A 21895-nucleotide genomic window follows, 5' to 3' on the forward strand; every position below is an offset into this window, starting at 1 on the left:
ACAGTGCTATCGTTTTGCCGTCATGGGGATTAACGGGCTTGGCTATGAAAGCGCTTTTACCCCACCCGGTGCTGCTTGAGCACGGTGAGGCTTCGCTCTTCTTCGCTTAATGCTTCTGTGCCTTGGGTTGGCACAGGCGCTTGGCGGGTGCCGACTAGCACGTACCATTCCGCTTCTGAAAGGTAAGTTTGGCACCAGCGGCCAAGGTCGGCGGCGCTCTCCTCGCGGCTAGAGTCGCCGCAGCGGTAGTCGTTCGCCAAATGAAGCAGATCTTGGCGGGCAGTACGCGCACGGGCATTGCCACCGTGTACTTTTACCAACGGGCAGCGTCGGTCATAGGCGGCGTTGGTTAACGCATTAAGCCAACGCTCCAATTCATGGGCCTGAATTCCACCATACACTGCCAAAGTGAACTCCATGTTAAACGGTTAGAATCATTAAATAAGCATCGCCCATAAAGGGCCAACTGAAAAGCTTCAGGCTGCCCGTTTTGAGCAACTGTCACTTTCCAGCCTTTATAACTGCTTTAGAGCCCCCTCACTCAATGCTACATCTGATAATTTTTTGGAGTGACTTTATACATCAGTAATTCATTAATAGCTCTTTGGCTTTTTGTTTAAGCGAAGCCAGTACTTTAGATTCATGCCACTCAGGACGATAAACGATACCAAAACCAAACGACAATACTGGCATAAAAGGGAGCAGTTTGACACGATCATGGTGCGAAAGCTGATCCTTTGCAGTAATGGGATTAATCACCGTTACACCTACTCCGTTTGCTACCAAAGCCGTTATAGTGCCAATGTTTGCCTCCGTTTTACCGGAAATTTTTATTCCGTGCTCGGCGACCATTTCTAACAGTGGATTAGTGCTAATACTTGGTTGGTTACTAATGATCAAATGCTGATGAAGCAAGTCACTAATTTCAATCACATCGTACTTGGCTAGCGCCAGTTTTTCCGGTACCAGAGCAACCGCTTCTGTAACGAGCAGCGTTTCTGTAAATAGTTGGGGTGACGTGGCTGGTAGTGTAATAAAGCCTATGTCGGCATGGCTTGACTCAACGGCAGTCTGTACATCGTGGCTTGACATCATATCAAGGCTAATACTTACCCGGCTGTTTTCATTCAACAATGATGCGACCACCTGGGGCACAAAGCCAAAACATAGCCCAGGAATGGCCGCTATTCTCAATCGTGACGTGCCGAACTCCTTTAATGCCAACACGCTATGGCGTAGCTCTTCAATATTTCCCATTAGCCTAAGAATTTCATCATAAAGCTCTCGTGCTTCGGGAGTCGCTAGCAAACGGTTTTTTTCACGTAGAAAAAGCTGAAGACCCAGGTTCTCTTCAAGCTGTGCCAAAGATCGACTAACGCCCGATTGAGTCATGCCGAGAAGGCGTGCAGTACCTGAGGCGCTACCCACTTCATACAACGTCTTGAAAGTTACCAATGCTTTCAGCGAGTTAATCGTAACTTCAGGCATGACTTTTACTCATCGATATTCGAAAAATGATCATATATTGAAATATAGTAACAAGCCTACCTAGACTGCAAGGGAGATTTTTCACCAGGCCATAAAAAAACGGAAAACGTGATGACCGACTCTCCGCTGTTCTACCAGGCAGGTCCTGCCCTGCCGGAAGTCAGCCACGCTGATGGCGTTATGCTTTGGGATAACCAGGGCAAGGATTATCTGGATGGCTGCTCCGGAGCTATTTCCTGCAACCTTGGTCATGGTCGACAGGATATTCGTGACGCCATGCTCGCCCAGATGGACAAGGTAGCCTTCACCTACCGCACCCAGTTTGAAAACGCCCCCGCCGTTGCGCTTGGCCATCGGCTGGTCGAGCTATTTGAGGGTGAACTCGGCAAGGTGTTTTTCATCTCCAGCGGTTCCGAGGCGGTGGAGTCGGCTCTCAAGCTGGCGAGGCAATACTTTTTCGCGCTTGGCCAGCCTCAGCGCCAGCGCTTTGTATCGCTGCGTCCGTCTTATCATGGCAGCACCATGGGGGCACTGGGCATGACCGGCTATCAGCCGCTGGAAGCGCCTTTCACCAGCATGACCCATGCGTCCATCAAAGTGTCGGGGCCAGATTTCTATCGCCATCAAGAGTGTGATGATGACACCCACGTTGACCGCATCCTGGCAGAGACCCGCGCCGCCATGGCAACCGCTGGTCCTGAATCACTGATTGGTTTTGTCATCGAGCCAATTGGCGGTGCCAGCACCGGTGCACGGCTGTTAGGCAAACGCTACCTACAAGGCATTCGCGCTTTATGCGATGAATTCGGTTGCCTGCTAATTGCCGATGAAGTACTCACCGGCGTGGGCCGAACCGGCACTTGGTTTGCCTGCCAGCATTACGATGTGGTGCCGGACATCCTGGTCACCGCTAAGGGATTGGGCGCAGGCTACTACCCAATTGGCGCGATGCTCGCCCGCAGCGCTATCGTCGAAACAGTCATGGCCAGCGGCGGCTTCCAACACGGCCACACCTATGCTGGCAACCCTTTGGCCTGCGCTACCGGCCTGGCCGTGCTTGAGGCCATTGTGCGCGAAGATTTGCTGGAAAATACCCGCCAGCGTGGCGCTCAGCTGGAAGCTGGGCTGCGCAAGCTTGCCGAGCGCTACGACTGGGTCGGCCATGTGCGCGGCGCTGGTCTGTTATGGGGCGTCGAACTGGTTGCTGATGGCGAATCGCGCCAGCCTTTCCCTGCTGAGCAAAACCGCTTTGCCCAAATCACCGCATTGGCCAAACAGGAAGGTCTGCTGATCTATCCCCGCCGTACCCTGGATGGTATTGCCGGTGACCACTTCCTGGTCTGTCCGCCGCTGACTATTCAGACCGAGGAAGTCGACACCTTGCTGGAACGCTTAGCGCGTGCCATGGCGCGTTTTGATCAAGCGCTTACCGCCCCTGCTTTGCACCCACAACCTTCCAGGGAGCGCTGAACATCATGACGCTGCTAAACCACAAAGTCTGTGATATTGACGCGGCCATCGCCGAGATTCCTGATGGCGCGACCATCATGGTAGGCGGCTTTGGCTCCCCGGGCACGCCCTTTGCGTTGCTCGACGCTCTGCTCGCCAGCGGTCAACGCAACCTAACGCTGATTAAAAACGATGCCAATGAACCCGGTATCGGTATCGGCAAGCTAATTGAGGCAGGCCGTGTAAAACGCTTGATCACCTCTCATTTAGGCCTAAACCGAACAGCCATTGACGCCATGAATGCTGGCGAGATGGAGGTCATTTTTCATCCTCAGGGGCTGTTGGCTGAAAAAATCCGCTGCGCAGGCGTTGGCCATGGCGGTTTTCTTACCGATATCGGGATAGGGACGGAAATTGCTGAAGGGCGGCATGAAATCAATATCGAAGGTTGCACCTGGGCCATTGAACCTGCTTTACAGGCTGATGTTGCTCTAATTCACGCTGAGCGAGCCGACCGCTACGGCAACCTGATCTATCGTGGCACGGCCAGCAATTTCAATCCCTTAATGGCCATGGCTGCCGAGCGGGTCATTGCCCAAACCTACCGCATCGACGAACCCGGCGACCTGCCTATCGACACTATTCACACCCCCTGTGCCTTTGTCAGTCATGTAGTGCAAGTCGACCGCGCGTCCAGCCAGCAAGGAGTTCGCCCCCATGCTCTCTGATCAGCAGCGTATGTTGACTCGCGCCGCCCGTGAAGTCATCGATGGCCAGATCGTCAACCTGGGGATCGGGCTGCCAACACGGCTGTTCCACTACCTGCCTGATGACATGAATGTCCTGGTGCATTCCGAAAACGGCTTGTTGGGCTGCCGCCCCCGCCAAGAAGGCGAAGCACCCGATATCGACATGATTGATTCCGGCGGCGCCTATATCACCACCCGCCCAGGGGCCAGCGTGTTCGATAGCGCCACCTCGTTCGCTATGATCCGCCGCAGCCGCGTGGACGTGACCTTCATGGGTGCTTTTGAGGTGGACCAGGAGGGCAACCTGGCCAACTGGAAAATTCCCGGCAAGTTCTCACCTGGCATTGGCGGTGCCATGGAGCTGGCCCAGAAAGTCGCCCGACTGGTGGTGCTGTGCTCCCACAACGATAAGCACGGCAACCCCAAGATTCTCACCCGCTGCCAGTTACCCCTGACCGCCAGCCGCTGTATTTCCCGCATTATCACCGAGAAAGCCGTGATGGATGTGACCCCGGAAGGACTTGAGGTAGTGGAAATTGCCGAGGGGCTGAGCGTTGATGCGCTGCGCGAAGCTACCGACGCCACCCTGCTGATTGATGAATCACGTTTAGGGAGATTCTGATGCTTGACGCCACCGAACAACGCATCATTGCCTGCTGCAATGCCTTGATGGATGACACCCTGGAACTGACCAGTGACTTGGTGCGGGGCTATAGCGTCCTCGGCCAGGAACAGAGTGCGCTGGACACCATGGAGCGCCACCTTGAACGCCTGGGCCTGCCAGTGACCCGTGTACCATTGGATGCCCCCGGCTTTGAGGAGCACCCCCATCGTGCTCCCACCGAATGGTCCAGCACTGGCCGTTACAATGTCATTTCAGACCTTAACCCCGGCGCGCCAGGACCACATTTAGTGTTCAACGGCCACCTTGATGTGGTACCTGCCGAGCCTGTCGATATGTGGACCCTCCCCCCCTGGGAGCCGTGGCAAAAAGATGGCTGGCTGTACGGCCGTGGCGCGGGTGATATGAAGGCGGGGATTGCCGCCATGGTGATGGCGGTTGAGGCCGTACGTCAGGCGGGGGTAGAGATCAACTTTCCGCTCACCTTACAAACCGTAATTGAAGAAGAGTGCACCGGCAACGGCGCGCTGGCCTGCCTGCATCAAGGTTTTAGCGGCGATTTCGTACTGATACCGGAACCCTTCGGCGCTCAGATCTACGCTGGCCAAGTGGGCGTACTGTGGTTTCGGATGCGCCTGGATGGCGTGCCCGCCCATGTGCTCGACCCCAGCGCGGGGCGCAATGCGATTGAAGCCCTACAGGACTATCTGCCCGCGCTGAAAGCGCTAGAAGCCGAAATGAATGATCTACCTCGGCCTGCGCTTTACGTTGACCATCCTCACCCGTTCAACCTTAGCGTTGGCCGTGTAGATGCGGGCAATTGGGCCTCCAGTGTACCTGCCCACGCCATTCTGGAAGGGCGTGTTGGTTTCCCGCCCGGCATGTCACCAGAGGAGGCCATGCAGCGGGTCCGCGACACCCTGATGACCCGCCACGCCGAGCTTGACGACGCGACACCTCCACCCAAGGTCAGCTTCCATGGCTTTCGTTCCGAAGGGCATGTGGTCGATCTCGACACCCCAGGCATCCGGCTTCTCTCGGAGTGCCACGAAGCACTGCTCGGCGAACCACCTGCCCACTACCTATCCACCTGCACCACTGACCTGAGGGCCTTCCACGTTTCCGGCAAGATCAACGGCACCTGCTACGGCCCGATTGCTCAGCGCATTCACGGTGTAGACGAGTGCGTCAACATCGACTCGATCCGCCACGTGCTAACCACCTATGCCCTATTCATCCACCGTTGGGCGCGCATGGCAAACAACCAGGAGACCCACTCATGAGAGACGTGTATCTCGCCGACTATGCGCGTAGCGCCTTCAGCCGCGCTCATCCCCGCAAACCCGAGGTCGATGCCTGGGCCGATACCCGCAGCGATGCCCTGCTGGCCAGCGTGCTCGATGGCTTATTAGCACGTAGCGGCGTTGATGGCGCGGTGGTGGAAGACCTGAGCATTGGCTGCGCCCTGCCAGTGAAAGAACAGTGGAGCTTTGGTGGGCGTTACCCCCTGTGGCTTGCCGAGCGGCTGGGAGCACATGGCCAGGGCTGCGCAACCCGCCAGCTTGACCAGCAATGTGGCTCTGGTCTTGCCGCGCTGCGCAACACCGCACGGGAGATTCAGGCGGGCGCGGTTGAGGTTGGCATGGCCGGCGGTGTGGAGAACATGACCCGCGTGCCCATGGGCCCGGCACTGTTTAAGGAAGGCGTGCTGACCAGCCCTCAAGCACTGCAAAAAGCCGACTGGCTGGCGCTCGACGTGGTGCTCAATATGGGGCTGACCGCCGAACGACTGGCCAAGTCTGCCGGTATTTCGCGTGAGGCGATGGACGCACTCGCCCTCAGTTCCCACCAGCGTGCCGCCAAGGCCAACGCAGCAGGTCACTTTGACGCTGAGCGTTTGACCCTGAACAACGCGGCAGGCGAACCGGTCAGCGCGGACAGCAACATCCGCGCGGATACCAGCGCTGAGCGCCTGGCGGGGCTGGACCCGGTATTTATGCAAGGCGGCGTAGTGACTGCAGGCAACAGCTCGCCGCTAACCTCTGGTGCTGCTGCCACGCTACTGATGTCTGAATCTGCCCTGCGCCAACACGGCATTAGCCCCTTGGCACGCGTTGTGGCCATCGCCGACTGCGGCGTCAAGCCAGAGGAGATGGGCGCCGGAGCCGCCGCCGCTATTCGACGCGCACTGAAACAGGCCCAGCTGACACCGCAGGATATCGGCGTATGGGAAATCAATGAAGCCTTCGCCGCAGTGCCGTTGCATGCCATGGGTGAGCTTTCGATTGCCCCTGAAAACGTCAATATCTGGGGGGGCGCCATGGCGCTTGGGCACCCGTTAGGCGCGACCGGCATCCGCCTTGCTGGCACGCTTAGCCGAGTTTTACAAGCCCGCCAGCAGCGCTATGGCTGCGCCGCGGCCTGCATTGGTGGCGGGCAAGGAATCACCATCATTTTAGAACGCTGTTAGTTAGACCATCGGGTGCCTTAATAATTTGAGGCGCCTCGATCATATCGCTGGACGCAATAATAAAAATGGAGTCGCTTTTAACCAAGCGAACCTTACGCCACGTTCACCTTCGTGTGATAGCGCACAACAACAAAACCAATGCTGTGCGCTATCACACGCCGACGCCCAATTGACGGTATTGCCGTGCGAGCTTGTGGTTTATTTCAAACAACGCACTCACGTCTTACCAGAAAAAGGGGGTACTGAGCGCCGCGTTGGTAGCGGCAAATAATACAAACTCCTAAACAAGGAGAACTACATGTCAACGACAAATACGAACGACGCGGACAAACGCCCTTCATTTATTGGGGCCCTTATCGGTATTGGCTTCTTATGCTTCATGATGTTTGCCCAGATCTTTCTGCTGGGCGAAGACTGGGTGACTCACATCTCTTTGATCTTTGCCATCGTGGTCTGTGCCATCATCGCGCTAGTCTCTGGCTTCAGTTGGCAGGATATCCAGAAAGGTATTCTGTATGGCTGTGAGATTGCCATGTTGCCCATGCTGATCTTGATGATGGTGGGGGTGCTGGTGGCCAGCTGGATTGCTTCTGGCACTATTCCCTCTCTGATCTATTACGGCTTACAGCTGATCAACCCTTCCTACTTTCTGTTCACCGCTGTGATTGTGTGCGCCGTGGCATCGCTGGTAACAGGCAGCTCATGGACAACCGCCGCCACTTTTGGCGTTGCCTTTATCGGCATTGGCAGCGGGCTAGATATTCCGCCGGCCATGACTGCCGGTGCGGTGATATCTGGAGCCATCTTCGGTGACAAGATTTCGCCCGTATCAGACTCCACCAACCTAGCGGCGGGGGTTGCCGAAGCCAACCTGTTCGACCATATCCGGTCAATGTTCTACACAACAGGCCCTGCATTAATCATTACCATTCTCCTGTTCTTCTTCATCGGCATGCAGTTTGACGGCGAAGGAGCGGATATTTCCCGCACCACTGAACTACTGGAAGGTATCCGTGAGAACTTCTCTGTCGGGTTGCTAACGTTTATCCCTCCGCTGGTGGTGGTCATTCTGGCCTATCGGCGCATTAATGCGCTGGCCGTTATGGTCATCGGTAGCCTATTGGGAGCAGGACTTGCTATCGCCACTCAAGGCGTTGCACTGGGCAACATGATGAACTACATGAACTATGGCTATGTCTCTGAAACCGGTGTTGAAGCCGTCGATAGCCTACTTAGCCGGGGCGGCCTGCAAGGCATGATGTGGACTATCTCGCTTGGCTTTATCGGGCTTAGTCTAGGTGGCCTGCTGGAAAAAACCCGCATGCTTGAAGTGTTATTGGAGAGGATGGGTAAACTGGTCAGTAACTCACGCGGGCTAATCGTTACTCACGTTGTCTCGTCGCTGGCCACCAACCTGTTTTCGGCCAGCCAGTATATTGCCATTATTATTCCAGGACGCATGTTCGTACCGGCCTATCGCAAGCTCAAGATTCTGCCATCGGTATGCTCACGCACCTGTGAAGACTCAGCTACGGTCACTTCACCGTTAGTCCCCTGGGGATTGGGAGGTGCTTACTACATGGGTGTATTGGACGTATCCGCTTGGGACTACATGGGGTGGACGTTTCTCGCCATTATCACGCCCATCATTGCTATCCTCTACGGCCTGTTCAATATCTTCATCTGGCGTGAAGGCGAGCGAAACGACGTCAACACTTATAACCTGCCACACACCGCAAATCAGCCGCAAGCCGAACTAGCGAAGTAGGTCACTATCTATCAGATCGAACATGTGACCAGGGGCGGCCGAGCTATCGCCTCGCACCACCGCCTATTAACCTGAGGGCATTAACCATGTATAAGAACATTCTGATCACTACGGCAGCAGACAATAACTCCAATGTTCTGCAGAAAATCGAGGTGGCACGTAAGCTGGCAGACGAAGACAGCACCATACAGATCATTTCGGTTATGGAGCGAATTCCGCCTTATATCACACCATCATTACCCAGTGATTACCGCGAAACTACCGCACAGCGCATTAAGGACGGTATCCGCAAGAAGATTGGCGGCGAGCACTACGAGATTCATGTTGTGGAAGGTAACGCTGCCCATCAGGTCGTTAAATTTGCCAAGCGCAATGGCATCGACTGCATCGTTATTTCGTCGAACCGCCCTGGCTTTCCTGACCACTTTATGGGCTCCACCGCCCTGAATGTCGTACGTCAGGCAGCGTGCACCGTCACGGTTGTTCGGTAGACCTGACATTCAGACATCTGCGTAGCTTACGTATCCAGCGCTGGGTCGGAAAAACCGCTAATCGGCCACTGCTTGGCCCAGCGGCGTTTTTGGCTCGGCGTTTGCTGCTTCAACTGATATTCAGCTCGGCTGGCAGCGGCGCGATCTTCAAACGGCTCGGCGCCCAGCAGCGCAATGGGTGGATTAGCGCGGGTATAACGCGCCCCTTTGCCCGTGCAGTGCGCCTGATAGCGCTTCGCGAGGTTATTGGTAATGCCCGTGTAAGTACCGCGTCGGCACTCCAGCAAATAGAGATACCACTGAGGTTCGGCTTTCTCAGGCTGGGCAATGGCACTATTCACCGCAACAACCCTTTAATTTACGCCCGCTACCACATAAGCACGGGTCGTTTCGGCGTGGTTTTAAGCGGGTAAGCATCGGGGTGCCGTCGATATACCACCAGCGCTGTCGCTCTCTAACGAAGCGGGAAACTTCCTCTAATACATGCCAGCCTTTTTGCTCTCGCCTTCGTTCATAAAAATGGGCCTTAAAATGGACATAGCCGCTATCTTCAAGCGGCGGCTCTGCTGAGACAATGGTTAGCGACTTCCACTCAGTGTCGGGATCCGGCCCAATGTCTGCTGGCCTTGTAGTAGGGTGCCACGTGGCTAGTAAGTAGTCGTTGAGGCCCAATGCAAAAGCCGAATAGCGAGATCGCATCAACGTTTCAGGATCCGGTGCGACGGCACCTTGATGGTAACGGCCACAGCAAATATTCAGCATTAAATCGCTACCACAGGGGCAACTTACATCAGTCGTGCGGGTCATAATCTAAGCTCTTTAGCCATCTCTTCTATAGCCTAACCGATACGTCCTATGCGCGTCGCCCAGCGTGTATCAGTATTGTTTCGATATTCACGCTGCGTTAGGTATATAGTAGTGGGGCAATACATTCAGACACGGAGTACGAATCACGATAGATCATTCTTTCCAAAATTTTTGGAGGTTCTCCTATGAAGGTCTTTAAACCGGAATGGCAGTGCACGTTTAGCGTAAACGAAGGCGCGGAAGAATCAGCAACTTGGAAAGAGAAAATCGCGTGGCGACTCAGGGGAGTTGCGGATCGGCTGGAAGGTGGCGGGCGCACGGTAAAAATCGATTACCGCGTGACGCCAGCCGTTAGCCCACAGGAAGTGGACACTTGCTTAGGCAAGGGCTTCGAAGTGACTCAGCGCCTGTTGACGCAGTTAGCCCAACAGCAGGCGTGCGAAGATGTGATGCGCCATGCAAAAGCTGAGCTGTTTGAACAACATCCTCAGCACTGAAATGGTAACGCCAAACATCCCACCCCTTTAACCGGGTGGGATTTTTATTGGGTGACCATTAACTTCCTTCAGCAGACCTTTCGAGCGCCTTACCCATTTTGGTTAGAAAGTCCTCGCACGCTTCAAGCTGCTCAATATCGATATACTCATCGGGCTGATGCGCCTGGGCAATGCTGCCAGGACCGAGAATAATGGTTTGTAAGCCCTGGCCCTGGAACTGCCCTGCTTCTGTAGCGTAAGCCACCGCATGGTCGCAGCACCCTGCTGGCAAATGGTCTTTGGCTAAGCGAAGCACCTGATCGTTTTCGCGGTCGGCCAGCCCCGGCACTGTCACGTTTAGCGGCTCAGTGGTGATCTCAACGTGCTTGCCTTTGGCCTTGAGTTCAGCGCTTAGCTGCGCACAAAACCCCACAAAGCGCGCGTATATCTCATCGAAGGTATCGGTCGGCAGATGACGAATCTCCCACTCGAACTGACACTCCCGCGCCATAATATTGATCGCCGTTCCGCCTTTGATTTTGCCCACATGCAGGCTGGTGTGAGGCACGTTAAAGGCTTGATCAACGCGCCCCTCTTCGACCAACGCCGCCATGGTATCTTCAATAAAGGTCACTAGCCTTGCCGCTACGTGGATGGCTGAGGTGCCTTGATTGACCTGGCTGCTGTGAGCTTCCTGACCAATCACGGTGGTACGCAGATTGGTCGCCCCTTTCTGCGCGACCACAGGTTGCATGCTGGTGGGCTCGCCAACAATCACATGGGCGGTGGTGGAGTAGTGCTCGTAAAAGCGTTTAATGAGGCTTGGCGCCCCCACGCAGCCGATCTCTTCGTCATAGGAGAAACCCAGATAAATCGGCTGCTGCAGAGGCGCTTTCGTCCAAGTGGGCACCATCGACAATACGCAGGCGATAAACCCTTTCATATCGCAGGTACCGCGCCCGTATAAGCGGCCATCGCCACCATTACGCAGGGTGAACGGATCGCTCGACCACGGCTGCCCCGCCACCGGTACCACATCGGTATGCCCGGAAAGCATCACACCGCCCGGCGCCTTTGGGCCAATTCTTGCGATCAGGTTGGCTTTGGTACCGCAGGGGCTCATCACCCGCTCGGCGCTAACGCCATACTCTGCCAAATAGCCTTCCACATACTCAATCAACGCCAGATTGGATTCACTGGAAGTGGTATCAAATGACACCAGCTTCGTCAGTAAAGTGGTCACGTCAGTCATACTGCTCTCGTTAGTTGGACTCTTCCTATCACACTATCATCGCCCTCTTCCTTTTCCTACTCAGTAGGCATGCTGACAGCGCAATGTTGACTGTCACGGCAGGTTCATCGTGCATTCACTAAAACGTCATCTACACTTCTTACTGTTCAGTGCATCTAAAAATCTCAACAAACGCATTGCACGCCTGACTAAGTTCAGGCCATAAGGAGCTTCTTTATGTCTCGTTTCACACTGCACGCGCTTGCCGTAGGGGTGGCGACGGCCAGCCTAAGCCTGTCTGCTCAGGCGGCAACAGAGATTAGCTGGTGGCACGCCATGGGCGGCCAACTGGGCGAAATTCTCGAAGAGATGACCCAAGACTTCAACGAGTCTCAGGACGACTACCACGTTACCCCCAGCTATCGCGGCACCTATACCGAAACGATGACCGGCGCGATCGCCGCCTTCCGCGCCAATGAGCAGCCGCATATCCTGCAGGTGTTTGAAGTCGGTACTGGCACCATGATGAACGCCAAAGGCGCCATCTACCCAGTGTACGAGCTGATGGAAGAGCATGGCCGCGCTTTCGATAATGAAGCTTTCCTGCCCGCCGTCGTGGGTTATTACACCGACACCAACGGCAATATGCTCTCTTTCCCGTTTAACTCCTCTACGCCCATCATGTACTACAACCGGGACATGTTTGAAGAAGCGGGCCTGGATCCTGAGCAGCCCCCCGAAACATGGGAAGAAGTGGCCGATTTTTCACGTCAAATCGTCGAGTCTGGTGCCGCCAGCTGTGGCTTTACCACCTCCTGGCCTAGCTGGGTAATGCTGGAAAACTTCTCCGCTTGGCATAACGTGCCGCTAGGTACACTGGAAAACGGCTTTGGCGGTATGGAAACCGAGTTTACCTTCAACAATGAGCTGGTCGCTCGCCACTGGGACAACCTCCACGACTGGCAGGAGGAGGGTGTCTTTAAATGGGGTGGCCCCGGCTCCGGCCCCGACTCTGAGCCGATGTTCTACTCCCAGGACTGCGCGATTTTCTTCGGCTCTTCTGCTTCACGTGCGGATGTCGCCGCCAATTCAGAATTTGAAGTTGGCTTTGGTATGCAGCCCTACTACGACGACGTAGAAGGCGCACCGCAGAACTCGATTATCGGTGGCGCTACGCTCTGGACACTTCAAGGCCATAGCGACGAAGAGTACGAAGCCGTTGCCGCGTTCTTTGAGTACCTCTCCCAGCCCGAAGTACAGGCACAGTGGCACCAGCAAACTGGCTATCTGCCCATCACTCAGGCCGCTTGGGATCTGAGCAAAGAGCAGGGCTACTACGATGAGAATCCCGGTGCGGATATTTCGCTGAAACAGATGACCCTTAACGAGCCAACCGAAAACTCTAAGGGCCTACGCTTTGGTAATTTTGTCCAGATTCGCGACATCATCTCTGAAGAGATGGAAGCGGTGATGACCGGGGACAAATCGGGTCAGGAAGCAGCGGATGAAGCAGTAGCACGCGGCAATGATCTGCTCCGTGATTTTGAAGCTGCCAACCAGTAAATAAGCACTCACTTCGCCGCCTTCCCTATGGGTTAGGCGGCGATTTCGTTTATTGATGCTTATATTTGCTCCCCCTTTGCAGAGCTGCCCATGCAAACCAAACGCATGACCTACCCTGGTCGCTTTTTGCCCTACGCGCTGCTGGCGCCCCAAGTGATTGTGACACTGATTTTCTTTATCTGGCCTGCGGGCCAGGCGCTGTATCAGTCGCTACTGCGCGAAGACGCCTTTGGGCTGCGCTCAACGTTTGTGGGTCTTGAGAACTTTGCCCGTCTATTTCGTGACGGCAGTTATGTCAATTCGCTATCGGTGACGGTGGTATTCGCCGTAGGTACCACACTCCTGTCAATGACGGTGGCTCTTCTATTGGCCAGCACCGTCAACCGGATGATTCGCTCACGCAGCACCTACACCACGCTACTGGTGTGGCCCTACGCCATCGCCCCCGCGCTTGCGGGCGTGTTGTGGTGGTTTATCTTCAACCCCTCTATCGGCATTGTGCCCTATATGCTGGAAATGGTGGGTTACCAGTGGAACCACCGTAACTCGGGCAGTGACGCCATGCTGCTGGTGATTTTTGCCGCCGCCTGGAAGCAGATCTCCTATAACTTTCTATTTTTTCTGGCGGGATTACAGTCAATACCGCAATCACTGATTGAAGCCGCCTCCATTGACGGTGCCAGCCCAACGAAGCGCTTCTGGACGATTATTTTCCCGCTGCTCACGCCTACCACCTTCTTCTTGCTGGTGGTTAACGTGGTGTACGCCATGTTCGACACCTTCGCGATTATTCACGCCACCACCGCAGGCGGCCCGGCCCAGGCCACTAACATACTGGTTTACAAAGTATATGCCGACGGCTTTGTCGGGCTAAACCTTGGCTCGTCCGCGGCTCAGTCGGTGATTCTAATGGTGATTGTGGTGGCCTTAACGATGATCCAATTCCGCTTTATTGAGCGCCGAGTCAACTACTAAGCCTTGGGGAGAACGTAATGGTTGAAAACCGCCCTTGGGCTAACCTGATAGCCCATATTATTTTGATCTCTGGTGTCGCGCTGGTGGCTTTTCCGGTGTATGTCGCTATTGTTGCCTCTACCCACTCCCTGTCGGGTTTGCTGCAGGGCACGCTGCCACTGCTCCCCGGTGGCCACGGGATCGAAAACTACACGCGCATGTGGCAGTCGGGCGTCTCCAATGCCGGCGCACCGCCGGCCGCCCTGATGCTCTGGAACAGTTTTATCATGGCCATGGCGATCACGGTAGGTAAGCTGTCTATTTCACTGCTTTCCGCCTTTGCCATCGTCTACTTCCGTTTCCGCTTCCGGATGTTCTTCTTCTGGGTGATCTTCGTCACGTTGATGCTGCCGGTGGAAGTGCGCATTATTCCGACTTTTCAGGTCGTTGCGGATCTTAAAATGCTCAATAGCTTTGCCGGGCTATCGATCCCGCTGATTGCCTCGGCTACCGCAACCTTCTTGTTCCGCCAGTTCTTTATGACCATTCCCGAAGAGATGCTCGAAGCCGCCCGGGTCGATGGCGCCGGGCCACTGAAGTTTTTTAAAGACATCTTAATGCCGCTGTCGGTGACCAATATCGCCGCGCTGTTTGTGATCATGTTTATCTACGGCTGGAACCAGTACCTCTGGCCGTTAATTATCACTACCGACCCTGATTATTACACCATCGTAATGGGCATTCAGCGCATGACCTCTGAAGAGAACCCACAGTGGCAATTAGTGATGGCCGCGGTGGTCATGGCAGCGCTGCCGCCTGTATTAGTGATTCTGTTTATGCAACGCCTATTTGTGAAAGGCCTGACCGAGACGGAGAAATAAGATGGCCAGCATTACCTTGGAAGGGCTAAAGAAAACCTATAGCGGCGATGTTCATGCCGTCAAAGGCATCGACTTACAGATTGAAGATGGCGAGTTTGTGGTGCTGGTGGGGCCTTCCGGCTGCGGCAAATCTACACTACTGCGCATGGTGGCGGGGCTTGAAACCATTACCGAGGGCACGCTCAAAATCGGTGACCGGGTGGTCAATAAGCTGGAGCCCGCCGAGCGCGATATCGCCATGGTGTTCCAGAACTACGCGCTCTACCCGCATATGACGGTGTACAACAACCTAGCTTACGGCCTCAAGAACCGCGGGTTTAACAAAGAAGACATTGAAAAGCGCGTGCGAATTGCCGCCAAAATGCTCGAGATCGAAGAGTTTCTGGAGCGCAAACCGCGCAAGCTCTCTGGTGGTCAGCGCCAGCGGGTGGCCATGGGCCGCGCCCTCGTGCGCGAACCTGCGGCGTTTCTATTCGACGAGCCGCTCTCCAACCTGGATGCCAAGCTGCGGGTGCAGATGCGCGTAGAGATCAAACAGCTGCAGCGGCGCCTGAAAACCACCAGCCTGTATGTGACCCACGACCAGCTGGAAGCCATGACACTGGGCGACCGTTTAGTGGTTCTTAACGCCGGGCAGATTGAGCAAGTCGGCACACCCATGGAGATCTACGCCCGCCCCGCCAGCATGTTTGTCGCCGGGTTTATCGGCTCCCCTGCCATGAACATGCTGCCAGTGGATTACTTGAACGAACAAGGCGCCAACGGGCTGCTGGATAACCTGCCCGACGGCACCGATGTCGTCGGCATTCGACCGGATGATATGCATCTAGCGCCGCCGACCGCGCCTCACCTAATTGTCGACTCAACGCTGGCGCTGTTTGAAGCCGCGGGGGCCGAAAGCCACCTGTATGTGACCCTCGCCGATAGCGACCAGCCTACAGTCATCCGCGTTTCGGGGCAGCCGCCCGTTGCCGAAGGCGAAACCCTGCGATTTTTTGTGACCCGCGACGCCCTGCATCCTTTCAACAGCGCCACGGGAAAACGCACCGGGGATTGAATACCTATCCCCCGAAAGACAAAACAAGAAAAACAAGTCAACGGAGAAACCATGCGCTACGTTTGAGATAAAGCTTACGGACCTCCCTTGATGAGTACTGAACCTTCATACGTCGATGACCTGTATCGTGAGCACTCCCGGCGCGTGCAGGCGACGCTGATACGCCTGCTGGGGGATTTTGAACTAGCCGAAGAAGCCATGCAGGATGCCTTTGTGGCGGCGGTTCAACAGTGGCCGGTTAACGGCAAACCTGACAACCCCACGGCATGGCTAATTCGCACCGGCTACCACTGCGGAATAGACCAAATTCGCCAACGCAGTACTGCTCGCCGTCGGGCTCACTTGCTATTACCCACAGATGAAGCGCTGGATCTTGAGCCCACCACCATCGAAGATGACGCCTTGCGGCTGCTATTCACCTGCTGCCACCCAAGTTTGAGCATGGAAGCACGGATTGCCCTGACGCTTCGCGAGATGTGCGGTTTGACCACTGAGCAAGTAGCCAGCGCGCTACTGATGAAGCCTACGACGCTGGCTCAGCGTATCGTACGAGCCAAACGCAAAATTCGCGATGCGCATATCCCTTATGCAGTCCCTACCCAGGAAGAATTACCTGAGCGCCTACCTGATGTGCTCCAGGTCATCTATCTGGTCTTCAACGAAGGCTACTCACGCAGCACGGGCGTTAGCGTGGTCGATATCAGCCTAACCCAAGAAGCCATGCGCCTGGGTAATGAGCTGGCACGGCTACTGCCCCAGGGTGAAGTGTTTGGGCTGATGGCTTTGATGCTGCTTAATGATGCCCGCCGGGATGCGCGCCAGGATAGCGAGGGTGAACTGGTGACACTGGATGCTCAGGACAGACGCCTATGGCGCCAAGAGGATATCCAGGTCGGCATTGCATGGCTGGAACAGGCGCTGGCGCTCACCCCCGCCGGGTACTACACCCTTCAGGCGTCGATTGCCGCCGTACACGCCCAGGCTAGCCACGCCGAGCAGACCGATTGGGGGCGTATCGTCAGGCTCTACGATGCTCTCTGCCGACGTTTTCCATCCCCCATCCTGGCGCTGAATCGTGCGGTGGCCATTGCCATGAATGGTGCCCCCGACACCGGCCTGAAGTTACTCGACGACATCGCCCATCACCCACAACTATCCCGCTATCATCTATTTCACGCCGCCAAAGCGGATTTACTGCGGCGCCAAGGCCAGCATGAGGCAGCTCGCAGCGCCTATCAACAGGCGCTGCTATTGGTCACCCTGGATCCAGAAAAACGCTTTTTGAACAGGCGATTGGCAGAGCTCGAAAATCCCCCCTAAAAAAAGGCTTAGGCTATGTCGATTCAAGACGATGCCAAACGACTAAAGAGAGTCACTACCCTGACCAACCAGGAGGCTCTCAATGAAGTACGTTGCGCTGGTGTATTACCAAGAACAGATTATCAACGCCATGAGCGAACAGGCATGGCACGACCTCAATCAGGAGTGTGTCGCCGGGGTAGAGCGCTTGAGCACCAACGGCCACTATCTGGCCGGACAAGCGTTACAGCCAGTAGAAACCGCTACCACCGTGCGTGTACGCGATGACGAGACGTTAATCTCCGATGGCCCCTTTGCGGAAACCAAGGAGCAACTGGCCGGCTTCTACCTGCTCGAAGCCCACGACTTGAATGAGGCGCTGCAGCTGGCTAGCCGCATCCCACCAGCCCGGCTGGGCAGCATTGAGGTACGCCCCGTTCGAGAACTCCCCCCTAAAGCACATAAAACAGTAATAGGAGAACAGCCATGAGCAAGCTTACACACCCTTATGTGGATGGTTTCGTCGCTGCCGTGCCCAGCGCTAATAAAGATGCGTTTATTGAGCATGCCCGTGCCGCGGCTGTTGTTTTCAAGGAGCACGGCGCACTGCGGGTCGTGGAGTGCTGGGAAGATGATGTTCCCGAAGGGGAAGTGACCTCCTTTTCCATGGCGGTCAAACGCAAGGATGACGAAAGCATCATCTTTTCCTGGATAGAGTGGCCATCGCGGGCCGTGCGTGATGAAGGAATGGCCAAGGTCATGCAAGACCCGCGCTTGCAGATGGACGTTAATCCAATGCCGTTTGATGGCAAGCGACTCATTTTCGGTGGTTTTAAAAGTATCATTGATGAGGAGTGACAGGGCACCGGCCGACATAAAAGTTGGAAGCGCTATGCGTGAACCGCCGCCATGGCACCTTCCAACCCAATGTCCGACCGACTACTCGCCAACTGAATTTCGACAATCTTGTTCCAACCTGCCCACCCGTAGCGGTTTCAATAAGCGTTATTACTTACCTTCAAGATCCGCTATTAATGCTTTCATTTCTGCGATCTCTTCCCGCTGGGTCTCGATAATTGAGTCGGCGAGTTCACGTACGCGGGGATCGGTTATCTGAGCACGCTCACTGGTCAGAATGGCAATAGAGTGATGCGGAATCATCGCCTTCATATAGGAAACATCATCTACCGTCTGTTGGCTGCGCACCAGCCACAGCGCCCCGGCAAAAACCACGATGCTGCCCACCAAAATAGCCAGGTTCACGCCCTTTTTGGAGTACATATCAAGCATGAAACCCAGCATGACCACTGCCATCGTGGCCCCCATGACAATAGCCATGTAAGTACGAGTTTCACTGAAAGTGACATGGTCTAGCTGGTAAGTGTTCAAGTACATCAACCCCAACATGATCACGGTCGCCGTCACGATCATAGCGCCGAAACGTAAATACATTTTCATCGCATTCCTCCTTGAACCAATTATCGGAGTTACGAGTGTAGATACCGATTCGCTATCCTGGCGAATGACAACGGTGCAACCAAAGGATGCTTTTCATGTCCCGCAACGATCACCAGGAAAGAAGCTCACCATTGCTATGCCAAAACCCACCACTGTTATCTAGTGTCAGCGCTTCAATACGGGCAGCAATGCCTAAAGCAGCTTCTTGCGGGCTTATTAAGCCACCAAAATTGACCATGCGTGTTTGCACATAGCCTGGGTGAAGCTGGGCCACCGCAATACCTTTGGGCTTTAGATCTACTGCCAGCGATTTACCAAACGCATTCAGCGCTGCTTTAGAGGCTCGATAACCATAGCGCCCACCGGAGTCGTTATCAGCAATTGAGCCCATTCGACTAGTGATATTGGCGATTTTGCTGCCTTCGGCAAGGTTGGGGAGCAGCGCCTCGACCACCCGCAACGGCGCATAGGCGTTAATTTCCATTTGCTCGCGAATACTGTCGAAATCGATATTGCCAAGCGATTCATCACGCAGCATGCCTGCATTGTTAATTAACAGCGTGATCGCTTGCCCGTCGAGCGCCGTTACCAGGCGGACGATATCATCTGGCTGGGTAACATCAATGTTCTCAATCACTTGATCAGCCACGCGATCGAGCTCTTCTGACGACTGCCGACAGACGCCTATAACCTGCCACCCAGCATCAAAATAGTGCCCTGCCAGCGCTAAACCTACACCGCGATTGGCTCCCGTAATTACCACTGTCGGTTTCATTTTGGTCTCCCTGTTGCCATTCATAGTGCACCCTACCCAGCCTAGGTGATAATCGCGCGATTGGCTTGGCGCCCCCTCACAAGACCTGCTTTTAACATACATTCATTTGCTAAGTTTAAGCTTGTGTAATCCCAGCCTCCTTGGCTACGTTGCAGTTAATACATATGTATCGATACAGCGGCGGAGCTGCCTCTTATAAATATAGGATTCAAGGAGGAATGCCGATATGAATCAGCCATGTACGATCATTTTCGATGGTGAAAAATTAACAGGCAATGCTGATGAGCCATTGATCGACTTTCTAGAAAGTAAAGGTATCGCTCTGCCGAACGTCTGCTATCACCCCTCACTAGGCGCCATTGAAACCTGTGATGCCTGCTGGGTAGAAGTGGCTGGTGAACTAAAGCGTGGCTGTGCACTGCGAAGTCAGGAAGGGATGCAAATTTCCAGTCGCCATCCTCAAGCCGTCGCGGCACGTCACGAAGGCATGGATCGATTACTTAGCAAGCATGAACTCTACTGCACGGTGTGTGAAAACAATAATGGCGACTGCACCCTGCACAACACCATGGTGGAAATGGATATCCCCATCCAGCGTTATGAGTTTCTACCTAAACCATACCCCAAAGATACTTCCAGCCCTTTTTATACTTACGATCCCGACCAATGCATTCTATGCGGGCGCTGTGTCGAAGCGTGTCAAAATGTGGAAGTTAATGAAACCTTAAGTATTAACTATGCTGATGAAAATCCGCGCGTGCTTTGGGATGGGGGAAAGGAAATCAATGACTCAAGTTGCGTTCATTGTGGTCATTGCGTGACCGTTTGTCCCTGCAACGCGCTGATGGAAAATAGCATGAATGGCCATACTGGGCCGTTCACGTCCATGCCCTGGTCACTTAAGCGACCCATGATCGAAGTGGTCAAAAAAATTGAAACGACCATCAGTGCCAAACCCGTCACCGGACTCTCAGAGATAGATTCAGCTTGGCGCCAGCCTGGGCTCAAACGTACTAAAACGGTCTGCACTTACTGTGGCGTCGGCTGCTCATTTGAGATGTGGACGCGTGACCGTCATATTCTCAAAGTTCAGCCTTCACCCGAAGCACCGGCCAATGGTATTTCTACTTGTGTTAAGGGCAAGTTCGCCTGGGATTTCGTTAACAGTGAAAAGCGTCTGACCACACCGCTCATTCGTGAGCAAGGCCGCTTTCGCGAAGCCAGCTGGGACGAAGCACTGGAATTGGTGGCTCAGAGGCTGCTGAAAACCAGAGATACCCATGGCCCCGACAGCCTTGGCTTTATTGGCTCAAGTAAAGCCAGCAATGAAGAAGCCTACCTAACCCAGAAAATAGCCCGTCTCATCATCGGCACCAACAGCGTGGATAACTCATCGCGTTATTGTCAGAATCCCGCGACAAAAGGACTGTTTCGTACTGTCGGTTACGGTGGAGACGCTGGAACGATCAAGGATATCGAACAAGCTGAAGTGGTTGTTTTGGTGGGTAGCAATACGGCGGAGAATCACCCTGTCATCGCCTCGCGAATTAAAGCCGCGCAAAAATTACGCGGCCAAAAATTGATTGTGATGGATCCTCGTAAGCATGAAATGGCCGAACGCGCCGATATCTTTCTGCGCCCTAACGCCAGTACTGACCTTATCTGGGCGTCGGCTTTATCGCGCTACATGTTTGATAACCACTTAGCGGACACCGACTTCCTTGAGCAATGGGTCAATAACGTGGAGGAGTATCGCCGCTCACTAGAACCCTTTACCCTGGATTTCGCCGAACTCAAGACCGGTATTTCAAAGCAAGCGCTTATCGATACCGCCGAGATAATCGGGCGGGCAAAAAGTGTCTGCCTGCTGTGGGCGATGGGCATCACCCAACACAGCCATGGTTCGGACACCAGTACGGCGCTTTCCAACTTGCTACTGGTAACAGGTAACTATGGCAAGCCCGGCACGGGCGGGTATCCAATGCGCGGCCACAACAATGTGCAAGGTGCGAGTGACTTTGGCTGCTTGCGCAATATGTACCCTGGATATGAAAAAGTCACTGATGAGAACGCGCGTCAGCGCTGGGCTAAAGGCTGGGGAGTCAAGCCTGAGCAACTCTCCACGAAGGTAGGCGAAGGTAATTTCCTGATGGTGCAATCGGCCGACCAGGGCGATATCAAAGCAATGTATATCATTGGCGAGGAGACTGCTTTTTCAGATGCCAATACCCATAACCCTGAATCCGTGAAGCCGGCGCCGACACTTTCCCTATCACCGCCAGCGAGCACTTTTTGATCATTCGCCCCGTGCAAGTTGGCTTTCGCAAGCCCGTTATTGCCAAAACCCACCGTGCTGA

General features: G+C 54.6%; 23 protein-coding genes. 16 read left to right on the plus strand and 7 right to left on the minus strand.

The genetic code is table 11. The annotated features are described in order from the left end of the window. Positions 1-56: 56 nt before the first annotated feature. Together HZS80_RS18990 and HZS80_RS18995 are read right to left on the minus strand one after the other, a co-directional pair. Positions 57-401, minus strand: a complete 345-nt coding sequence (locus HZS80_RS18990; RefSeq protein ID WP_281662335.1) for a hypothetical protein — start codon at positions 399-401, stop codon at positions 57-59. 181 nt (positions 402-582) lie between these two features. Beyond that, positions 583-1488 (minus strand): LysR family transcriptional regulator, encoded by a 906-nt coding sequence (locus HZS80_RS18995; RefSeq protein WP_179916967.1) that lies wholly within the window; start codon positions 1486-1488, stop codon positions 583-585. 111 nt (positions 1489-1599) lie between these two features. Here HZS80_RS18995 and HZS80_RS19000 point away from each other — a divergent pair, with 111 nt between their 5' ends. From HZS80_RS19000 to HZS80_RS19030, 7 genes are all read left to right on the plus strand, one after another. Beyond that, on the plus strand, positions 1600-2958 hold the full coding sequence (locus tag HZS80_RS19000) for an aminotransferase family protein (protein ID WP_179916968.1): 1359 nt from the start codon (positions 1600-1602) through the stop codon (positions 2956-2958). A 5-nt stretch (positions 2959-2963) separates the two neighbouring features. Further along, positions 2964-3665: a CoA transferase subunit A gene (locus HZS80_RS19005; protein WP_179916969.1), complete on the plus strand. Its 702-nt coding sequence runs from the start codon at positions 2964-2966 to the stop codon at positions 3663-3665. Further along, positions 3655-4308, plus strand: coding sequence for a 3-oxoacid CoA-transferase subunit B (locus HZS80_RS19010; protein ID WP_179916970.1), 654 nt, complete (start codon positions 3655-3657; stop codon positions 4306-4308). The genes HZS80_RS19005 and HZS80_RS19010 overlap by 11 nt, the downstream gene beginning before the upstream one ends. Further along, positions 4308-5591, plus strand: coding sequence for an ArgE/DapE family deacylase (locus HZS80_RS19015; RefSeq protein ID WP_179916971.1), 1284 nt, complete (start codon positions 4308-4310; stop codon positions 5589-5591). The genes HZS80_RS19010 and HZS80_RS19015 overlap by 1 nt, the downstream gene beginning before the upstream one ends. After that, entirely contained in the window at positions 5588-6778 is a 1191-nt protein-coding gene (locus HZS80_RS19020; protein ID WP_179916972.1) for an acetyl-CoA C-acyltransferase, read from the plus strand. Before HZS80_RS19015 ends, HZS80_RS19020 begins: the two co-directional genes overlap by 4 nt. 298 nt (positions 6779-7076) lie before the next feature. Beyond that, positions 7077-8546, plus strand: a complete 1470-nt coding sequence (gene nhaC, locus HZS80_RS19025; protein ID WP_179916973.1) for a Na+/H+ antiporter NhaC — start codon at positions 7077-7079, stop codon at positions 8544-8546. A gap of 86 nt (positions 8547-8632) precedes the next feature. After that, positions 8633-9037 carry a universal stress protein gene (locus tag HZS80_RS19030; protein WP_179916974.1) on the plus strand — a complete coding sequence of 135 codons (405 nt, stop codon included), beginning with the start codon at positions 8633-8635 and terminating at the stop codon, positions 9035-9037. Positions 9038-9063: 26 nt separating this feature from the next. On the opposite strand, the gene HZS80_RS19035 is transcribed toward HZS80_RS19030, so the two are convergent. Beyond that, positions 9064-9378: a GIY-YIG nuclease family protein gene (locus HZS80_RS19035; RefSeq protein WP_179916975.1), complete on the minus strand. Its 315-nt coding sequence runs from the start codon at positions 9376-9378 to the stop codon at positions 9064-9066. After that, positions 9371-9844: a YchJ family protein gene (locus HZS80_RS19040; RefSeq protein WP_179916976.1), complete on the minus strand. Its 474-nt coding sequence runs from the start codon at positions 9842-9844 to the stop codon at positions 9371-9373. Before HZS80_RS19040 ends, HZS80_RS19035 begins: the two co-directional genes overlap by 8 nt. A 185-nt stretch (positions 9845-10029) precedes the next feature. Between HZS80_RS19040 and HZS80_RS19045 the strand changes: the two genes are divergently transcribed. Next, entirely contained in the window at positions 10030-10341 is a 312-nt protein-coding gene (locus HZS80_RS19045) for a hypothetical protein (protein WP_008957053.1), read from the plus strand. A 58-nt stretch (positions 10342-10399) separates the two neighbouring features. Here HZS80_RS19045 and argE read toward each other — a convergent pair whose 3' ends face one another. Continuing rightward, positions 10400-11572, minus strand: a complete 1173-nt coding sequence (gene argE / locus HZS80_RS19050; RefSeq protein ID WP_179916977.1) for an acetylornithine deacetylase — start codon at positions 11570-11572, stop codon at positions 10400-10402. 216 nt (positions 11573-11788) lie between these two features. Between argE and ugpB the strand changes: the two genes are divergently transcribed. The 7 genes from ugpB to HZS80_RS19085 all read left to right on the plus strand — a co-directional run bounded on the left by ugpB (position 11789) and on the right by HZS80_RS19085 (position 18163). Continuing rightward, on the plus strand, positions 11789-13114 hold the full coding sequence (ugpB, locus tag HZS80_RS19055; RefSeq protein WP_179916978.1) for a sn-glycerol-3-phosphate ABC transporter substrate-binding protein UgpB: 1326 nt from the start codon (positions 11789-11791) through the stop codon (positions 13112-13114). 90 nt (positions 13115-13204) lie between these two features. After that, positions 13205-14089 carry a sn-glycerol-3-phosphate ABC transporter permease UgpA gene (gene ugpA / locus HZS80_RS19060; protein ID WP_009288107.1) on the plus strand — a complete coding sequence of 295 codons (885 nt, stop codon included), beginning with the start codon at positions 13205-13207 and terminating at the stop codon, positions 14087-14089. A 17-nt stretch (positions 14090-14106) separates the two neighbouring features. After that, positions 14107-14949 (plus strand): sn-glycerol-3-phosphate ABC transporter permease UgpE, encoded by an 843-nt coding sequence (gene ugpE / locus HZS80_RS19065; protein ID WP_179916979.1) that lies wholly within the window; start codon positions 14107-14109, stop codon positions 14947-14949. A 1-nt stretch (position 14950) separates the two neighbouring features. After that, positions 14951-16006 carry a sn-glycerol-3-phosphate import ATP-binding protein UgpC gene (locus HZS80_RS19070; RefSeq protein WP_179916980.1) on the plus strand — a complete coding sequence of 352 codons (1056 nt, stop codon included), beginning with the start codon at positions 14951-14953 and terminating at the stop codon, positions 16004-16006. A 90-nt stretch (positions 16007-16096) separates the two neighbouring features. After that, entirely contained in the window at positions 16097-17326 is a 1230-nt protein-coding gene (locus HZS80_RS19075; RefSeq protein WP_179916981.1) for an RNA polymerase sigma factor, read from the plus strand. A gap of 82 nt (positions 17327-17408) precedes the next feature. Further along, a complete protein-coding gene (locus HZS80_RS19080) occupies positions 17409-17795 on the plus strand; it encodes a YciI family protein (protein ID WP_179916982.1) in 387 nt (128 codons plus the stop codon). Further along, entirely contained in the window at positions 17792-18163 is a 372-nt protein-coding gene (locus tag HZS80_RS19085) for a DUF1428 domain-containing protein (RefSeq protein WP_179916983.1), read from the plus strand. The genes HZS80_RS19080 and HZS80_RS19085 overlap by 4 nt, the downstream gene beginning before the upstream one ends. Before the next feature lie 150 nt (positions 18164-18313). Here HZS80_RS19085 and HZS80_RS19090 read toward each other — a convergent pair whose 3' ends face one another. After that, a complete protein-coding gene (locus HZS80_RS19090; RefSeq protein ID WP_179916984.1) occupies positions 18314-18763 on the minus strand; it encodes a DUF305 domain-containing protein in 450 nt (149 codons plus the stop codon). Between the two features lie 109 nt (positions 18764-18872). Continuing rightward, complete coding sequence (locus HZS80_RS19095) at positions 18873-19538, minus strand: SDR family oxidoreductase (protein WP_179916985.1); 666 nt, start codon at positions 19536-19538, stop codon at positions 18873-18875. A gap of 226 nt (positions 19539-19764) precedes the next feature. On the opposite strand from HZS80_RS19095, the gene HZS80_RS19100 reads away from it, so the two are divergent. Continuing rightward, positions 19765-21834, plus strand: a complete 2070-nt coding sequence (locus tag HZS80_RS19100; protein ID WP_246362306.1) for a molybdopterin-dependent oxidoreductase — start codon at positions 19765-19767, stop codon at positions 21832-21834. The last annotated feature ends 61 nt before the right edge of the window (positions 21835-21895 follow it).

Source organism: Vreelandella glaciei (assembly GCF_013415125.1).
GTDB classification, from domain to species: domain Bacteria; phylum Pseudomonadota; class Gammaproteobacteria; order Pseudomonadales; family Halomonadaceae; genus Vreelandella; species Vreelandella glaciei.